Here is a 15,984-nt window from a genome sequence, read left to right on the forward strand (position 1 = left end):
AGATGGGGCGAGAGGTGAGGAGGCGGTCGTGCGGCGGGTCATCGGCGGGGTGCTCGCGGTGTCGCTGCTGCTCGCAGGGTGCACGGACGAGTACGACGACGACGTCGCGGCGACCTCCACCCCGCCGCTGGTGGTGCAGACCGCCGCGCCGGAGGACGCCGCCGCGACCTCGCCCGAGGGCGGCGCCGCCACGTCCGCGCCCGCGCCGGTGGATCCCGCGGACTCCATCGGCGACGCCGAGCTGCTGGGCGCGGTGGAGTGGGTGCTGGAGCTGCTGGAGGAGGACGCCGAGGGGCCGACCGTGCGGGAGGCCACCGAGCGCGTCGCCCCGGACCTCCTGGAGCAGGTGTCCCCGGTCGAGCTGGGCCTCGTGCTCGGCCAGGTCCGCAGCGCCGGGCCCTACGTCGTCACCGCCGTCGTCCCGAGCTCCGGGGTGGGCCGCGCCGCCACGCTCAGCCTGGCGGCGCAGGACCCGCTGCTCATGACCGTCGGCGTCGACGAGCAGGGCCGTATCGCCACCCTGTTCGTGCAGCCGGACACCTCGGGCGAGCCGCCCGTCGTCGACGCCTGGCCCGACCTCGACGCCGCCCTCGTCGAGCTCGGCGGCACCAGCCAGGTGGTCGTCGGCCGGGTCGAGGGGGGCACCTGCGAGCCGACCTGGACGACCTCGGGGGTGGAGGCGGGCGGCGAGGCCGTCCCCAGCGCGTCGGTGGTCAAGCTGCTCGTCCTGCTCGCGGTGGCCGAGGAGGTGCGGTCGGGCGGGCTGACGTGGGACGAGGAGCTCACCCTGGCGCCGGAGGTCATGAGCCTGCCCTCGGGCGAGCTGCAGGACCGCCCGGAAGGGTCCACGGTGCCGGTCCGCGAGGCCGCGGAGCTGATGATCTCGATCAGCGACAACACCGCCACCGACCTGCTCATGGACCGCGTGGGTCAGCGCGCCCTGCGGCGGGCCGCGGTCGACGCCGGCCTGGACCCGACCGCGATCATGCCCGTCCCGACCACCCGGCAGATCTTCCAGCTCGGGTGGCAGGTGGACAGCGAGGTGCGGACGAGGTGGGCCGAGGCGCAGGTGCCCGAGACGCGCGAGGCGATCCTCGCCGACCTGCCCGACCGGCTCGACATCGCCCCGGAGACGGTGACCGAGCCGCGGTGGCAGGACGGCATCGACTGGTTCCTCACCGGCGCGCAGGTCTGCTCCCTGCACGCCCGGCTGCAGCAGCTCGCCGGGGACCCCGCCGGTGGGCCGGTGCGGGAGATCCTCGCCCGCAACCCGGGACTGCCCCCGCCCGAGGGCGTGGGCTACCAGGCGTTCAAGGGCGGTTCCCTGCCCGGCGTGCTCGCGATGTCGTTCTACGTCGAGCCGCAGGAGGGTGCCGTCGGCGGGGACGGCGAGCCCGCCGCGCCGGAGGGTCTCGTGCTGGTCGTGCAGACGCGCAGCGCGGAGCCGGTCGACCCGCTGCGCGCCGCGACGATCGTCGGCGCCGGCCTGCAGCACCTCGTGGACGTCGGCGGCTAGGCTGACCGGTGATGTCGGACTACGTCGTCGTCGCCCTGGTGACGCTGCTCGGGGTCGCCCTCGTGGCGACCGCCATGGGCGCGCGCCGGCTCCTGGCGCCGAGCGACCCGACCCCCGCCAAGGTGACGACCTACGAGTCCGGCGTCGACCCGGTCGGCTCCGGCTGGCAGCAGGGCAGCGTGCGCTACCTCGTCTACGCCCTGCTCTACGTCGTCTTCGCCGTCGACGCCGTCTACCTCTTCCCCTGGGCCCTGGTGCTGCGCTCGGACCTGGGGCCGGCCAGCCTCGTGGAGATGGGGCTGTTCATCGGCGTCCTCGTCGTGGCCCTCCTGCACGTGTGGCGCCGCGGTCTGCTGCGGTGGTGGTGACGTGGACGAGCAGGTGAGCGGGCCGCAGACCACCAGCCTGCCGACCCCGCGCGTCGGTGCCCCGGTCGAGCGGGCCCCCCGCGCGGTCCAGGTGGTGCTCAACTGGGGGCGGAAGTACTCCCTGTGGGTCTTCAACTTCGGTCTGGCCTGCTGCGCGATCGAGTTCATCAGCGCCTCCATGGCCCGGCACGACTTCATCCGGCTCGGGGTGATCCCGTTCGCCCCGGGGCCGCGCCAGTCCGACCTCATGGTGGTCTCGGGCACGGTCACCGACAAGATGGCCCCGGCGATCCGTCGGCTCTACGACCAGATGCCGGAGCCGAAGTACGTCATCTCCTTCGGTGCCTGCTCCAACTCCGGCGGACCCTACTGGGACAGCTACTCGGTCACCAAGGGGGTCGACCAGCTCATCCCGGTCGACGTCTACGTGCCGGGCTGCCCGCCGCGTCCCGAGGCGCTGCTCCACGGCATCGTCACCCTGCAGGAGCAGATCGCCGCGGAGACGCCCGGCCGGGCGCGGGCGCGGCACGGCTCGAGGTATGCCGACCGCCCCGTCACCGGGGCGGAGGTCACCCGTGGCCTGGTCGCACCACCGGACCACGGGTGAGCCCCCTCAGGCCCCCTCGGAGTACCTGATCTCGACCCGGCGGTTCTGCTGCCGGCCCTCGGGGTCGTCGCGCCCGTCGTCGTGGGTCTCGGGGGCGACCGGTTCGGAGGAGCCCCGGCCCTCGGCGGTGATTCTGGACTCCTCGATCCCCTGCTCGACCAGGTAGTCGGCCACGGCCTGGGCGCGGTCCTCCGAGAGCGGCTGGTTGACGGCGTCGCCCCCGAGGGAGTCCGTGTGGCCGGTGACCTCCACCGGCGCCTCGCCCTCCTCGAGCACGGCGACCACCGTGTCCAGGCTGCGGGTGGCGGTGGGGCGCAGCTCGGCCGAGCCGAAGTCGAAGAGGAACTGGTCGGAGAGCTGGACGACGGTCTGCTCACCCTCGTCCTCGGCGTCGAGGGCCTCCTCGAGTTCCTCGGTCCCGACGTCCTCGGGGTCGGTGTAGAAGAACGACACCGAGCTCCGTGGGGCCTCCCACGCGGTGTAGACCTCCACGGTCGACCGCGGCGGCTCGTAGTCCCCCGGCAGGGGTGCGGGCTCACCGGCGGCCGCGGTCGGGCCGACGGCACCGAGCACGACGAGGGTGCCGACGACGACGGCACCGGGGGTGCGGGTCGCGGGCCTCACGACGCCGCTCCCAGCGGGACCTCGAAGAGCAGGCCCTCCCACTCCGGGCCGAGGGCCTCGAAGTCGAGCGTCACCTGCTCCGCGTCGGGGTCCAGGCGGCCGGGGAACACCAGGCCGGCGTCCACGCCCTGGCCGGGTTCGAGCACCAGCCGCTGGCCGTCACCACCGGCCTGGACGACGAAGGGGTAGACCCGGCCGCGGTCGTCGAAGACACGGGGCTCGGTCGAGCCGTTGCCGGAGCCGTACCACGTGTTGAGGGCCTCGGTCCCGTCGTTGACGACGGTGACCTCCGCCTCGAGGTAGTAGTCGTGCACGGCCAACCGGTGCAGGGTGAGGGTGAAGGCGACCTCCTCGGTGCTCACCGACTCGCTCTCCTCGACCTCGACGGTCCGTTCGGCGGCCGGTTCCACCGTCGTGGGCTCCTCGGTCTGCTCCGCGGCGCCGTCCCCGGACTGCGACTCGTCCGTGGCCTGCTCCTGCCCGGTGCTCGGGGCGGCCTCCGAGCCCGACGGTGGGTCCTGGGCGAACTCGGCCTGGTCGTCCCCGGCGCAGGCCGACAGGGCGAGACCGGCAGCCAGCGCGAGCGCGAGCGCGGTCGTGCGGGTCCTGGTGTGCATGGGTGCTCCTCGTGGTCGTGGACTGGTGCTGACAGGAGGTAGGTCGGCACGGAGGGTCAGAAGGTTACGCCCGGGACCGGGTCGGCCCCTCGCGGGGTCACCCGTCCCCGGGGCCGACCGTCAGCTCCTGGACGGACCGCAGCTCGCGACCCTGCTCGTCGCGGGCGGCGAGGACGAGGCGGGCCTGCCCGGGCAGCGTGGGGGTGAGCGTGACGGAGGGCTCGTCGCTGACGTAGCGGCCGTCGGGAAGGAGCCACACCCACGAGCGCAGGCCGTCCTGCCGGACGGTGAACGTGGCGCTGGAGCCCGTGGTGAGCTCCTGGGGCCCGTCGATGCCCAGGCTGGCGCTCGCCGTCCGGTCGTCCGGGCCGGCGGCGGCCACCCCCCAGCCGACGGCGGCGCCGAGGGCCAGCAGCGGCGTGGCCAGCAGGGCGCCGAGCCGGCGCCCTCCCACCCCCACCGCCGGGGCTGACCGGTCCTCGGCCATCGGCTCCAGGGCGCCGCGCACCTGCGCCAGCCAGGTCTCGACGTCCGGCTGGCGGTCCGCGGGGTCGGGCGCCTGACCCCGGTCGAGCACCGTCCGCAGCCCCGCCGGGAGGTCCGCGCCCTCGCACACCCAGGCGACGAGGGCGGAGAGCGAGTAGAGGTCGGCACGCCCGTCGACGAGGGCGGGGCCGCCCCGCATCTCCGGCGGCCGGAAGCCGGTCGTGCCCCCCGCCACGGTGAGCCCGGAGTTCACCGCGAGGTCCTTGCACATGCCGAGGTCGGCCACCAGGACCCGCTCGTCGGCGCGGACGAGCCGCAGCCCGGTCCGGCGCCCGGGCTGCCCCGCACCCGTGACCCCGGCCGAGCTGAGCAGGACGTTCGCCGGGCTGAGGTCGCGGTGCACGAGCTGCGCCCGGTGCACCGCCGCGAGGGCCCTGGTCAGGTGCTGCGCGAGGAGCAGCACCTCCTGCGGCGAGGCGGTCCACCCGGTCCGTCGCAGGCTCTCGACCCGCTCGGCGAGCGTGCCGCGGTCGGCGTGCTCCAGGACGTGGTAGGGCTGCTGCCGCTCGTTCTCGCCGATGTCGAAGAGGGTGACGACGTGGGGGCTGCTGACCCGGCGCAGGGCGCGGCCCTCGGCGATGAAGCGCTCGCGGACCTCGGGGTTGAGGCTGTGGTTCTCCGCCAGGATCTTGACGACCACGGTCGCGTCCAGCCGGTCGTCCTCCGCCCGGTAGACGGTGGCGAAGGAGCCGACGCCGATGACCTCCTGCGAGGTGTAGCGGCCCGCGTCGACGCGGCGTGCCGGTGTGGTCACCGGGAGCTCCACTCCGCCGGGTCCAGGGCGCCGGCGACCATCGCCCGGCCCCGGGCGATCTGCGCCTTCACCGTGCCGAGGTTGCGGTCGAGGCGGTCGGCGACCTCGGCGTAGGTCAGCCCCTCCACGTCCCGCAGCGTCACCGGCTCGCGGTAGAGGTCCGGCAACGAGGTCAGCGCGGCGCGCACGGTGGCGCGGGTCGCCAGCATGGAGCTCATCCGTTGCGCGGGTCCCTCCTCCTCCGGGGGCAGCGGGGCGGTGGCCCGCTGCCGGCGCAGGTGGTCCACCACCCTGCGCCGGACGATGCTGTGCACCCAGGTGGACACCCGGGCGCCGCCCCGGAAGGACCGGATCGAGCCGGCCACCGAGATGAGGGTGTCCTGGCAGACGTCGTCGACGGCGGAGGGGTCGAGCAGGGCGCTGCGCACGAAGCGCCGCACGAGGCCGGAGGTGTCCAGCTGCTCCACGAGCAGCTCGGTCGCGAGCGTGGACCCCTCGGCGGCGAGCCCGGCCAGCTCCTGCAGCAGGTCGTCGGCCTCCGACGCGGGGGTGTCCCGGACCAGGGCACGGGCGGTGACGGCGTCCCCGGCGAGCACGGCGTCCGACACCCCAGCCCTGGCCTCCCTCATGAGGGGGAGGTTATCGCGCCCGGTCGGAGACCTCCCGGCTCATCCCTCGACACGGGTCTCCACGCGTCGCTGGAGCGCGCGTCCCTCGGGTCGCCGTCCGTCCGGCGAGCGACCTGCGCAGGACCGGGGGAGTCATCGGGCTAGGCTCGAGGCATGCCCGGTGCCGCCCCGCACGCCGCCACCCGTCGCGTCCCCGTGGAGGGATGGCACGAGGCCGTCCGCGCCGCCCGCGAGGAGGGGTATGCCTTCTTCGACTGGCTCTCCGCCGTGGACGAGAGCGACGCCCCGCAGGAGCGCGAAGCCACGGACCAGGGCGACGACGTGGCGGCGGACGACGCCCCGGAGGAGACGCTCGCCCCCGGCATCGAGGTCCTGTGCCACCTGCTCCGGGTCCGGGCCCCCGGGCCGGGCGGGCTGAGCCGGCTCCTGCTGCGCACCCGGGTGCCGGAGGGCGACGCGCTGCGCTCGGTGACCGACCTCTTCCCCGGCGCGGCCTGGCACGAGCGGGAGACGCACGAGATGTTCGGCCTGGCCGTCGAGGGCTTCGACGACGGCACGGGGCTCGGGCTGCGGCCGCTGCTGCTGCCGGAGGGCTTCGAGGGGACGCCGCTGCGCAAGGACTTCGTGCTCGCCGCGCGCGCGTCCAAGCCGTGGCCGGGGGCCAAGGAGCCGGGGGAGGGGTCGGGCGAGACGCCCCCGAGCGGGCGACGGCCGCGCAAGCGGCTGCTGCCGCCCGGCGTCCCCGACCCGTCCTGGGGCCCGCGGCCCGACTAGCCGCCGGCGGTCTCCTCGCGCATCCGCTGCAGGTCCTCGTCGAGGAACCGGCCGAGCACCCGCACGCCCTGGTCGACGTATCCCAGGTCCTCGTAGAGCCGGGCGACCTCGTCGTTCTCGGCCCGGATCATGAGCATGACCTTGGGGACGCCCTGGCTCTCCACCCAGTCCTCGGCGGCCCGCACGAGCGTCCTGCCGAGCCCCTCGCCCCGGTGCTCCGGCGCGACGGCGAGGTAGTAGATCCACCCGCGGTGCCCCTCGTGCCCCACCATGACGGTGCCGACGAGGGTGTCGTCGGCCAGCGCGCCGAGGACCTGCGAGGCCGGGCCCGACACCGCCATCCGGAAGTCCGCCTGCGGGTCGTTCCAGGGGCGCGTCAGCCCGCACTCCGCCCACAGCCGGGCGGCGGCGTCCGCGTGGTCGGGGGACAGGGGGAGGATCTGCATCCCTCCATCCTGCCCGCTCAGTGGTGCACGGTGATGTCCCCGGTCCCGGTGCGGACGCCCACCGTCAGGAAGTGCTGGTCCGGCGCCGGCTCGCCCGCACCCTCGAGGTCGCGGCGCACCTCGCCCAGACCGCTGGAGAGGTCGAGCCACACCGGTATGCCCCGGGGCACCCGCACCCGCACGTCACCGGTGCCCGTGCGCACCGCGAGCTCGCCGTGCCCGTGGGCGACGTCGACGTCACCGCTGCCCGTGGCGACGGTGGCGTCCTGGTGGCTGTCGTGGACGAGGATGTCCCCGCTGCCCGAGCGGACCTCGAGCGGGCCGGGCCCGGTGGAGGTGTCGACGACGACGTCGCCGGACCCGCTCGTGACCGAACCGGCGACGAGCCGACCCACCCGCACGTCACCGGAGCCGGTGCTCGCGCGCAGGACACCGACCTCCTCGATGGCCAGGTCGCCGGAGCCCGCGCGGACGGTGGCCGCCCCGCCGGCGCCCTGCAGCACGACGTCGCCGTTCCTGGTGCCGACCCGCAGCTCGGTGCGCTCGGGCAGGTGGACCTCCACGTGCACCCGCTCGTGGCCGGTGCCGATGGAGAAGGACCCGATCGACACCGCGAGGCCGCGCCGGCCGCCGTCCGGGCTGACCAGCGCGGGGACGTCGACGAGGACCCGACCGTGCTGGGACACCGCGGTGACCGGCTCGAAGTCCACTGGCCGGGCGCAGGAGAGGGTCACCTCGGCCGTGCCCGCCGGGGCGTCGTAACGGACGGCGACGTCGCCGCTGTGGTTCTTCACCTCCAGGTGCACGAGGTCGTCCTCGGCGAACGTGACGGTCCGGGTCGTGCGGGTCGTGGTGTCCATGCGCTGTCCTCTCAGGCCCAACCGGTGACCCGGCGGGATCGGTGGGGGGTGGTCCGGCGACCGGGGCCCTCGGGCCCGGCCGCGCGGGTGGCGGTGCGGACCGCCTGGACGACCCACGTGTTGAGCGACTGGCCGGCAGCGGCGGCGTGCCGCTCCGCGGTCAGCTTGAGCTGGTCGGGCAGGCGTAGCGAGACCCGTGACTGAGTGGCGTCCGTCTCGTCGAGCTCCGCGGTGCGCGGGCCGTGGTCGCCGGGTGCCGTCGGGGCGGCGGGACGGCCGTCCTCCCCGGTGCCGAGATGCCGGACCTCCAGGATCGGGTCGCGACCCTCCATCCGCACGGTCACCACCGACTCCTCGAGCTGGGAGGTGAGGGAGGCCGCGGCGTCGGAGAGCGCCTGGAGGATCGCGAGGCGGACGGCAGGCTCGACCGCCGGGGCGATGCGGTGCACGACCTCGCGGGTCGCGTCGTCGGCCAGCGAGGTCGCCCGGTCCAGGTCCTCGGCCACCGCGGTCAGGTACGGCTGCAGCTCCATGACGTCATGGTGACACCACTATGACGTCATGCGCAAGGGTCGGTCGAGGGGACGCCGTGGCCGCCGACCGGTGCCCGGTGGCCGCGCGGTGCGGCGTCGCCCAGCCGGGCGGCTCACTCGTTAGGGTGAACGCGATGCTCGCCGATGTCCCCTGGGCCCTCGAGGCCGTGCTGAAGGCCGCTGCCGTGCTGGCGGTCTTCCTCACGCTGCCCCTGGCCCTCGGCCAGCTCGAGCACAAGCTCATGGGTCACATGCAGGGCCGGCTCGGCCCGATGGAGGCGGGGCCGCACGGCGTCCTGCAGCTGGTCGCCGACGGCATCAAGTTCGCCCAGAAGGAGGACATCACCCCGGCGGCCGCCGACCGGCCGGTCTTCCGGCTGGCGCCCGCCGTCGCGCTCGTGCCCTACCTCGTGGCGCTCGCCGCGCTGCCGTTCGGCGCCGCCTGGGTCGCCGCCGACGTCCCGGCCAGCCTCCTGCTCGTCCTCGCCGTCACGAGCATCGGGGTCATCGGGACGCTCATGGCGGGGTGGGGATCGGGCAACAAGTACTCCCTGCTCGGCGGGCTGCGGGCCGGGGCGCAGCTGGTCTCCTACGAGCTGCCCCTCATCCTGGCCGCGGCCAGCGTGGCGATGGCCGCCGGCACCCTGTCGCTCACGGGCATCGTCACCCAGTGGTCGTGGTGGTGGCTGGTGTGGCAGGCCCCCGCCGCGGTGGTCTTCCTCGCGGCCAGCGTCGCCGAGCTCCAGCGGACCCCCTTCGACGCGCCGGTGGCCGACTCTGAGCTCGTCTTCGGCCCGTTGACCGAGTACACCGGGCTGCGCTTCGCCTTCTTCCTGCTGGCCGAGTACGCCGGCATGGTGGTCATGGCCGTGCTCTTCACCGTCCTGTTCCTCGGTGGCTGGCGGGGGCCCTGGGCGGACGCGGGTGCGGGGCTCGTCGGGGTGCTGTGGACCCTCCTCAAGGCGACCGCCGTCGGCGTCCTCTTCCTGTGGCTGCGGGTGGCCTGGCCGCGGGTCCGGGAGGACCAGCTGCAGCGCTTCGCCTGGCTGGTCCTGCTCCCGCTCGCCCTCCTGCAGCTCGCGCTCACCGGCGTCGGGGTGGTGGTCCTCGGATGAGCGGCATCACCGGCCTGCTGCGCGGCCTCGGCACCACTGCCCGCACGCTCACCCGACGCGCGCACACGGTCCAGTACCCGCATACCGAGCCGGAGCTGCCCGAGCGCAGCCGGGGCGTCATCGCGCTGCTGGAGGAGAACTGCACCTCGTGCATGCTCTGCGCCCGCGAGTGCCCGGACTGGTGCATCACCATCGACTCCCACAAGGAGACCTCGCCGCCGGAGACCGAGGGCGGCAGGGAGCGGGCGCACAACGTCCTGGACCGCTTCGACATCGACTTCTCGCTGTGCATGTACTGCGGCATCTGCATCGAGGTCTGCCCCTTCGACGCCCTCTTCTGGGCCCCCGACTTCGCCTACGCCGAGGGCGACATCCGCAACCTGCTGCACGACAAGGAGCGGCTCGGCACCTTCATGGCGTCGGTGCCGGAGGCCGCCCTGCCGGAGGGCTACCGGCCCCCGACCGTGGCCGGGACCGCGGAGGCGACCGGGCCGGTGACCCCGGACGGGGAGCCGGAGCCGGACGAGGACCCGGAGCCGGAGGCGGACCGGTGAGCGGCCCGGACGTCCTCCTCCTCGCGGTGGGGCTCCTCACGGCCGGCGCCGCGACGCTGTCGGTGACCTCCCGGCAGGTGCTCCACGCCGCGCTGTGGCTCGTCGTGACCCTCGGCGGACTGGCCGGGTGCTACCTGGTCCTCGGTGCCGAGCTGGTCGCGCTGGTGCAGCTGCTCGTCTACGTCGGCGCGGTCGTCGTCCTCGTGCTGTTCGCCCTCATGCTCACCCGCGCCGGCGGCGTGCCGGTCGTCACCGGCGTCCCGCAGCGGGTCGCGGCCGGCCTCGTCGGCGCAGGCACCACGGTGGTCCTCGGCGGTGCGCTGCTCTCGGCCTACGGGTGGGGGAGCGTCGCGATCGACGGGGGCAGCAGCACCGAGGTCGCCGCGACGATCTTCGGCACCGACGTCTGGCCCTTCGAGCTGCTCTCGGTGCTGCTCCTCATGGCCCTGGTCGCCGCGGTCGCGGTGGCCCGGGCGCCGGTGGGCGGACAGGACGACCCCCGCCAGCGACCGGACCCCCCGGCCGACGTCGAGGCCGTGCAGGGGGAGCGACCGTGATCCGCCCCGCCCTGCCCTACCTCCTGGCCGCCGTCCTCGCCGGCCTCGGGGTCTACGGCATCCTCGCCCGCCGGCACGCCGTCCTCGTGCTCATCGGCGTCGAGCTCGTGCTCGGCGCCGCCGGGCTCCTGCTCGTCACCGTGGCGCAGACCGGTGCGGGCGGCGACCCCGGGGCCGCCGTCCTCACCCTCTTCGTCATCACCATCGCCGCGGCCGAGGTCGTGCTCGCCCTGGCGATCTTCCTCGCGCTCTTCCGTGCCCGGGGCCACGTCGACCTGCACGCCGAGCTGGACGAGCGCACCGAGGGGGAGGTGGGAGGACGTGCCTGACCTGCCCGACGTGACCTGGTCCGACCTCCAGCTGCCCTCGGTGCCGCTGCCGGAGCTGCCCGCCCCCGACCTGTGGGGATCACCGGCCCACTGGGCGGTGCTCGCGACCCTCCTGGCCGCGCTGGCCGGACTCGGGGTGACCGGACGCTCCAACCGGCTCGCCGCGTGGGTCGGGGTCGGCGGCAGCCTGGTCGCCTTCCTCGCCACCTGCGGGCAGCTCTACACCCTCACCCAGATCGAGGGGGCGCGGCGGCAGGTCGGCACCATCGGCGCCCTCCCGCTGGGCGACCTGGAGGTGCCGCTCGGGCTGCTCGTGACGTGGCCGATGGCTCTCGTGGCCTTCACCGTCGCCGCGGTCGCCCTCGTGGTGCAGGGGTATGCCCGCTGGTACCTCTGGTACGACCCGCGCTACCGCCCGTTCGCCGCCACCGTCTCGCTGTTCACCTCGGCGATGCTGCTCCTCGTCCTCTCCGACGACGTCATCCTCACCCTCGTGGGGTGGGAGGTCATGGGCTGGTGCTCCTACCTGCTCATCGGTCACCAGTCCACCCGGGCGGCCGCCACCCGGGCGGCGAGCAAGGCGCTGCTCGTCACGCGCACCGCGGACATCGGCTTCGTGCTCGGGCTCGTCGTCCTCGCCACCGGGGCCGGCACCACCCGGACCAGCGAGGTCGTCGCGCACTGGGGGGAGACCGGGCCCTCGGCCACGCTGACCGTGGCCATGACCCTGCTCGTCGTCGGGGTGGCCGGCAAGTCCGCCCTCTTCCCCTTCCAGGACTGGCTGCCCGACGCCATGGAGGGTCCGACCCCCGCCTCCGCCCTCATCCACGCCGCGACGATGGTGGCGGCCGGGACAGTCGTCCTGGCACAGCTCTTCCCCCTGCTGGCGGTGTCCGGCCCGGCGCAGCTCCTGCTGGCGGTGCTCGCCTGCACGACGATGGTCGGCGCCGCCGTGCTGGCCTTCGCCCAGGGCGACCTCAAACGGCTGCTGGCCTGGTCGACGGTGAGCCAGGTCGCGCTCATGCTGGCCGTGCTCGCCGCGGCCACCGTGGGGACCGGGCCCGACGCGGCGCTGCAGCACCTCGTGGCGCACGCCTGGTTCAAGGCCCTGCTCTTCCTCACCACGGGGTGGCTCGGCGTCCTCGTCGGGGGCACCGCGATGGCGCTCATGGCCTCCGGGGCCCGGCGCTACCGCGTGTTGCGGCACCGTTTCGGGTGGGGCCTGCTGGCGCTCGCCGGGGTGCCGCCCTTCGTCGGGTTCTTCTCCAAGGAGGCGATCCTGGGGACGGCCGAGGCCGGCACGGCCGCGACCGACGGCGGCCTCGTGCCGGTCCTCGTCCTGGCCTCGGTCGGCGCCACCGCCCCGCTGACGGCCGCCTACTGCATGCGGGCCTGGCTGGTGCTGAGCCGGCCCACGGCCGCCCAGGGGCACGCCCGGCTCTACGAACCAGGTCCGGTGGAGCGCATCGACGACTTCTTCGACGAGCCGCAGGTGGTGCAGGAGGCCGAGGGGGTCGAGCGCGCCGAGGCGGCGATCAGCTCCTCGGCCCGCATGGGCACGTCCGCGCTCATGCTCATGACCCTCTTCGGCGGCCTCCTGCTGCTGCTGCCGGTCTGGGGCCCCCAGGTCCACGTGGACCTGCAGCTGCTGGCCGCCACGCTGCTGCTCATGGTCGTGAGCGCGCTGCTCGTGCGGCTCGCCGCCGGCGGGGTGCGGACCCGGGACGCGGCGGCGCGGATCCCGGCCGGGGTGAGCCTGGCGGCCGAGCGGGGTCTGTACGCCGACGTCGCCTACCGCGCGGTCGTCGCGACGCCGGTCCTGGCGCTGGCCCGGGCGGTCGCGTGGTTCGACGACCAGGTCCTCGACGCCTGGGTGCGGGGCGCCGGTCCGGGGGCCCGCTTGCTGGGGCGCGCGGGTGACCTCACCAGCCCGCGGCGGGCCACGCCCGGACTCGCCCTCCTGCTGGTCGGGATGCTCGTGCTGGGGGCGATCGGGCTGGTGACCGCGTGAGCGGCGCGGCCGGCCGGGTGCGGGCGGACCTCCTCGCCCTGGTGCCCGACCTCGGGGTGTGGTGGTACGCCCTCGCTCTCGCCCCGCTGCTGGTCGTGGCCGTGCTGCTGCTGGGCCTGGGACGCCGCAGCGTGCCGCCCGGGCACCGTGTCCCGCACCGCGGCTCCATGGCCGCCGCCATCCTCAGCGCCCTGGGGGTGGCCGGGGTCGCCCTGGACCGCCCCGTCCTCGAGCTGAGCTGGATCCCGAGCCTCGGCGTGACCTTCAGCCTGCGCCCCGACGGGCTGTCGGTCCCGCTGCTGCTCCTCACCGCGCTCGTGGGGGTGGTCGCGACGGCCCTGCACCTGCACCCCGCGCGCGAGCCCCGACCCGAGCCGGTCGACCTCGCCGACACCGACCCCACCTCACCCATCCCCGTGGTCCGCGGCGAGGACGTCCCGGGCCTCGCGACCTACCACGCGTGCCTGCTGGTCGTGCTGCTCGGGGCGCTCGTCGCGTTCCTGGCCGGGGACGCCCTCGTCTTCTTCATCGGCTTCGAGCTGGTGCTGGTGCCCATGTGGGTGCTGGTGGCGCGCTACGGCGACCCCGGCAGCGACCGCGAGGGAGCCGCGCTCCGCTTCCTGCTGGTCACCGTGGTCGGCTCCTCGCTGGTGCTGCTCGGCATCCTCGCCGTCGCGTCCGCCACCGGCACCACCGACCTGGCGCAGTGGGCGGCGGACGGGGGCGCCGCGCTCGGCCGCCGCTCCCAGCTCGCCGTCGCGGCCGTCCTCCTCGTCGGTCTCGGGCTCAAGATCCCGGTCTTCCCGTTGCACACCTGGCTGCCGTGGGTGCACGCCACCGCGCCGACGGCCGGGTCGGTGCTGCTCGCCGCGGTCCTGCTCAAGCTCGGGACCTACGGCGTGGTGCGGCTGGTCGTCCCGGTCGTGCCCGAGGGGTTCGCGGCCTGGTCGCCGCTGCTGGCGGGCCTCGGGGTCACCGGCATCGTGTGGGCCTCGCTGGTCTGCCTGGTCGAGCGTGACCTCAAGCGGCTCATCGCGTGGTCGTCGGTGGCCCACCTCGGCTTCGTCGTGCTCGGTCTCGCCACCGGCACGCAGGCCGGGCTGCAGGCGGCGCTCTTCGGCAACGTCGCCCACGGCCTCGTCTCGGCCCTGCTCTTCGTGGTGGTCGGGGCCCTGAAGGACCGGTGGGGCAGCGCGGACCTGGACCGGCGGCGAGCCGCCGTCCGCGAGGTGGCCCCCCGCCTGGGGCTCGCGCTGGTGCTCGGCATGGCCGCCTCCAGCGGACTGCCCGGGCTGGCCGTCTTCTGGGGCGAGATCGGCGCGGTCCTGTCCGCCTGGGCCCCCGCCGCCGACCGGCCGGAGGGCTGGTTCCGCGGGTTCGCCGTGCTCGCGGCGGTCGGCGGGGCGCTGGCGGTGGCCTACACCGTCCGGGTGCTCCGGGAGGTCTGGGCCGGTGACCGGCTCGAGCCGCAGGTGCCGGACGCGGTGCTCGCCGAGCGGACCGCCCTGCGCCTGCTCGGTCTGCTCGTCCTGGTCCTCGGGCTGGCCCCGACGCTGCTGCTCGGCGTGACCGCGCCGTTCGTCGAGGGGGTGCTGGCCCGGTGAGCCTGGAGCTCGGTCTCGTGTCGGTCCTGCCCGTCCTGGCCCCCGTGGCCGCGGCGGTGCTCGTGCTGCTGCTGGACGCCGCCGTCCCCGGGCGTCGTGAGCCGCACCTGGTGCTCGGCGCCGCCGGGCTCGTCGCGGGACTCCTGGGGGCGCTGCCCGGTCTCGGGCTGGGCGCCGGTGAGGTCCGCTCGGCGCTGTGCCTGCCGAGCGGCTGGTGCGCCTACCGTGCCGACCACCTCGTCTCGGCGCTCCAGGTGTGCGCCCTCGGCGCGGCCCTCGTCGTCCTGGTCCTCACCTGGCGGGACTGGGCGGCACCCGGCGACGGCGGGGGTCAGGAGGGCACCGGTCGGGCGCCGGTCGTCACGGCGCTGCTGCTGGCGGCCACCGCCGGGGTCCTCGCGGTCCCGGCCTCGGGCGACCTCGGGTCGCTGCTCGTCGCCCTCGAGCTCGCGACGCTGCCCACCGTCGCGCTGGTCGCCCTGGTGCGGACCACGTGGGCCCCGGAGCGCCGCGCCCGGGCGGTGGACGGCGCGGTCTCGCTGCTCACCACCTCGCTGGTCTCCTTCGGCCTCCTGGCGCTGGGGGCGGCCCTGTGGGTCGCCGCCACCGGGAGCACCCGCTTCGACGGCCGGACGCAGGTGGAGCACCCGCAGCTCGTCGTCCTGGCCGCGGTGCTGCTCGTGGCCGGGCTGGCCTTCAAGATCTCCGCGGTGCCCTTCCACGCGTGGACGCCCCTCACGTATGCCGCCGCGCCCCTGCCGGTGACCGCCTACCTCGCGACCGCGTCCAAGGTGGCGGCGCTCGGAGGGCTCGTGGTGGTCGTCCGCGCCCTGGGTGCGGTCGACGGCGCGACGCTGGTCGCCGTCGCGGTGCTCGCCGCCGCGTCGATGACGGTGGGCAACCTCGTGGCGCTCGTGCAGCAGGACACCGTCCGGCTGCTGGCGTGGTCCACGGTCGCGCAGGCGGGGTGGGTGCTGCTGCCCCTCGCCTCGCTCTCCGCCGAGGCGGCGAACGCGGCCGGGTCCTACCTCGTCGTCTACGTCACCGCGACGCTGCTGGCCTTCGTCGTCCTCGCCGCCGTGCTCGCCGTGGCCCCGGCGCAGCGCCCCACCTCCCTGGACGCCCAGCGGGGCCTGCTGCGCAGCCACCCGCTGCTCGCGCTGCCGCTGGCGCTGGCGCTGCTCACCCTCGCCGGGCTGCCCCCCGCCGTGGCCGGCGTGGTGGCTAAGATCGTGGTCCTGCGGCCCGTGCTGGGCGACGAGACGTGGTGGCTGGCCCTCATCGCCGCCGTCAACATCGCTCTCGGGCTCGCGGTCTACCTGCGCTGGGTCGGCGTGCTGCTCCTGCCGGCCGCCCCCGGGGCCGGCCGGCCCTCCGCCCGCGTCCCCACGCGCCTGTGGGCGCTGGGCGGGGTGCTCACGGCGCTGCTCGTCGTCGGCAGCGTCCTGCCGGTCGGTGTCCTGTGAGCACCGTCGGCCTTCAGCCCACCGGTGCCACGACCACGGGCGCGGGCTGCTCCCGGCGCTGGCGCAGCCGGCCG

The 15,984-nt window shown here is 75.2% G+C and carries 18 protein-coding genes; 11 read left to right on the forward strand and 7 right to left on the reverse strand.

The annotated features are described in order from the left end of the window. Positions 1–28: 28 nt before the first annotated feature. The 3 genes from AVL62_RS05000 to AVL62_RS05010 are packed head-to-tail and all read left to right on the forward strand — an operon-like array spanning position 29 to position 2,491. Positions 29–1,516, forward strand: a complete 1,488-nt coding sequence (locus AVL62_RS05000; protein ID WP_058890568.1) for a serine hydrolase — start codon at positions 29–31, stop codon at positions 1,514–1,516. An 11-nt stretch (positions 1,517–1,527) separates the two neighbouring features. Further along, positions 1,528–1,884, forward strand: a complete 357-nt coding sequence (locus AVL62_RS05005) for an NADH-quinone oxidoreductase subunit A (protein WP_058890569.1) — start codon at positions 1,528–1,530, stop codon at positions 1,882–1,884. A 1-nt stretch (position 1,885) separates the two neighbouring features. Beyond that, complete coding sequence (locus AVL62_RS05010) at positions 1,886–2,491, forward strand: NADH-quinone oxidoreductase subunit B (protein WP_058890570.1); 606 nt, start codon at positions 1,886–1,888, stop codon at positions 2,489–2,491. 6 nt (positions 2,492–2,497) lie between these two features. Here AVL62_RS05010 and AVL62_RS05015 read toward each other — a convergent pair whose 3' ends face one another. The 4 genes from AVL62_RS05015 to AVL62_RS05030 all read right to left on the reverse strand — a co-directional run bounded on the left by AVL62_RS05015 (position 2,498) and on the right by AVL62_RS05030 (position 5,661). Beyond that, positions 2,498–3,115 carry an OmpA family protein gene (locus tag AVL62_RS05015; RefSeq protein WP_058890571.1) on the reverse strand — a complete coding sequence of 206 codons (618 nt, stop codon included), beginning with the start codon at positions 3,113–3,115 and terminating at the stop codon, positions 2,498–2,500. Next, complete coding sequence (locus AVL62_RS05020; RefSeq protein ID WP_058890572.1) at positions 3,112–3,732, reverse strand: hypothetical protein; 621 nt, start codon at positions 3,730–3,732, stop codon at positions 3,112–3,114. The genes AVL62_RS05015 and AVL62_RS05020 overlap by 4 nt, the downstream gene beginning before the upstream one ends. Positions 3,733–3,829: 97 nt before the next feature. Next, positions 3,830–5,032, reverse strand: coding sequence for a serine/threonine-protein kinase (locus tag AVL62_RS05025; protein WP_058890665.1), 1,203 nt, complete (start codon positions 5,030–5,032; stop codon positions 3,830–3,832). Beyond that, positions 5,029–5,661 carry an RNA polymerase sigma factor gene (locus tag AVL62_RS05030; RefSeq protein WP_083518708.1) on the reverse strand — a complete coding sequence of 211 codons (633 nt, stop codon included), beginning with the start codon at positions 5,659–5,661 and terminating at the stop codon, positions 5,029–5,031. The genes AVL62_RS05025 and AVL62_RS05030 overlap by 4 nt, the downstream gene beginning before the upstream one ends. Positions 5,662–5,814: 153 nt before the next feature. Here AVL62_RS05030 and AVL62_RS05035 point away from each other — a divergent pair, with 153 nt between their 5' ends. Beyond that, positions 5,815–6,435: an NADH-quinone oxidoreductase subunit C gene (locus AVL62_RS05035; protein ID WP_058890574.1), complete on the forward strand. Its 621-nt coding sequence runs from the start codon at positions 5,815–5,817 to the stop codon at positions 6,433–6,435. Here the strand turns inward: AVL62_RS05035 and AVL62_RS05040 are convergent. Genes AVL62_RS05040 through AVL62_RS05050 form a run of 3 tightly spaced genes read right to left on the reverse strand, consistent with a single transcriptional unit; the run spans position 6,432 to position 8,274 of the window. Continuing rightward, positions 6,432–6,881 carry a GNAT family acetyltransferase gene (locus AVL62_RS05040; protein WP_058890575.1) on the reverse strand — a complete coding sequence of 150 codons (450 nt, stop codon included), beginning with the start codon at positions 6,879–6,881 and terminating at the stop codon, positions 6,432–6,434. The genes AVL62_RS05035 and AVL62_RS05040 overlap by 4 nt on opposite strands. Before the next feature lie 17 nt (positions 6,882–6,898). After that, positions 6,899–7,741 carry a DUF4097 family beta strand repeat-containing protein gene (locus AVL62_RS05045; RefSeq protein ID WP_058890576.1) on the reverse strand — a complete coding sequence of 281 codons (843 nt, stop codon included), beginning with the start codon at positions 7,739–7,741 and terminating at the stop codon, positions 6,899–6,901. Between the two features lie 11 nt (positions 7,742–7,752). Then, positions 7,753–8,274: a toxin-antitoxin system HicB family antitoxin gene (locus tag AVL62_RS05050; RefSeq protein ID WP_058890577.1), complete on the reverse strand. Its 522-nt coding sequence runs from the start codon at positions 8,272–8,274 to the stop codon at positions 7,753–7,755. 134 nt (positions 8,275–8,408) lie between these two features. Here AVL62_RS05050 and nuoH point away from each other — a divergent pair, with 134 nt between their 5' ends. Genes nuoH through AVL62_RS05085 form a run of 7 tightly spaced genes read left to right on the forward strand, consistent with a single transcriptional unit; the run spans position 8,409 to position 15,910 of the window. Next, the gene (gene nuoH / locus AVL62_RS05055) at positions 8,409–9,389 is read left to right on the forward strand and encodes an NADH-quinone oxidoreductase subunit NuoH (RefSeq protein ID WP_058890578.1); all 981 of its coding nucleotides are present in this window, start codon (positions 8,409–8,411) and stop codon (positions 9,387–9,389) included. Then, positions 9,386–9,943, forward strand: a complete 558-nt coding sequence (locus tag AVL62_RS05060; protein ID WP_058890579.1) for a NuoI/complex I 23 kDa subunit family protein — start codon at positions 9,386–9,388, stop codon at positions 9,941–9,943. Before nuoH ends, AVL62_RS05060 begins: the two co-directional genes overlap by 4 nt. Beyond that, positions 9,940–10,500, forward strand: a complete 561-nt coding sequence (locus AVL62_RS05065) for an NADH-quinone oxidoreductase subunit J (protein WP_058890580.1) — start codon at positions 9,940–9,942, stop codon at positions 10,498–10,500. The genes AVL62_RS05060 and AVL62_RS05065 overlap by 4 nt, the downstream gene beginning before the upstream one ends. Next, positions 10,497–10,829, forward strand: coding sequence for an NADH-quinone oxidoreductase subunit NuoK (gene nuoK / locus AVL62_RS05070; protein WP_058890581.1), 333 nt, complete (start codon positions 10,497–10,499; stop codon positions 10,827–10,829). The genes AVL62_RS05065 and nuoK overlap by 4 nt, the downstream gene beginning before the upstream one ends. After that, positions 10,822–12,840: an NADH-quinone oxidoreductase subunit L gene (locus AVL62_RS05075; protein ID WP_058890582.1), complete on the forward strand. Its 2,019-nt coding sequence runs from the start codon at positions 10,822–10,824 to the stop codon at positions 12,838–12,840. Before nuoK ends, AVL62_RS05075 begins: the two co-directional genes overlap by 8 nt. After that, a complete protein-coding gene (locus AVL62_RS05080) occupies positions 12,837–14,444 on the forward strand; it encodes a complex I subunit 4 family protein (protein WP_235585553.1) in 1,608 nt (535 codons plus the stop codon). The genes AVL62_RS05075 and AVL62_RS05080 overlap by 4 nt, the downstream gene beginning before the upstream one ends. After that, positions 14,441–15,910, forward strand: coding sequence for an NADH-quinone oxidoreductase subunit N (locus AVL62_RS05085; RefSeq protein WP_058890583.1), 1,470 nt, complete (start codon positions 14,441–14,443; stop codon positions 15,908–15,910). Before AVL62_RS05080 ends, AVL62_RS05085 begins: the two co-directional genes overlap by 4 nt. Positions 15,911–15,984 lie beyond the last annotated feature (74 nt).

The sequence above is a fragment of the Serinicoccus chungangensis genome (assembly GCF_001483745.1).
In the GTDB taxonomy this organism is placed as follows: Bacteria; Actinomycetota; Actinomycetes; order Actinomycetales; family Dermatophilaceae; genus Ornithinicoccus; species Ornithinicoccus chungangensis_A.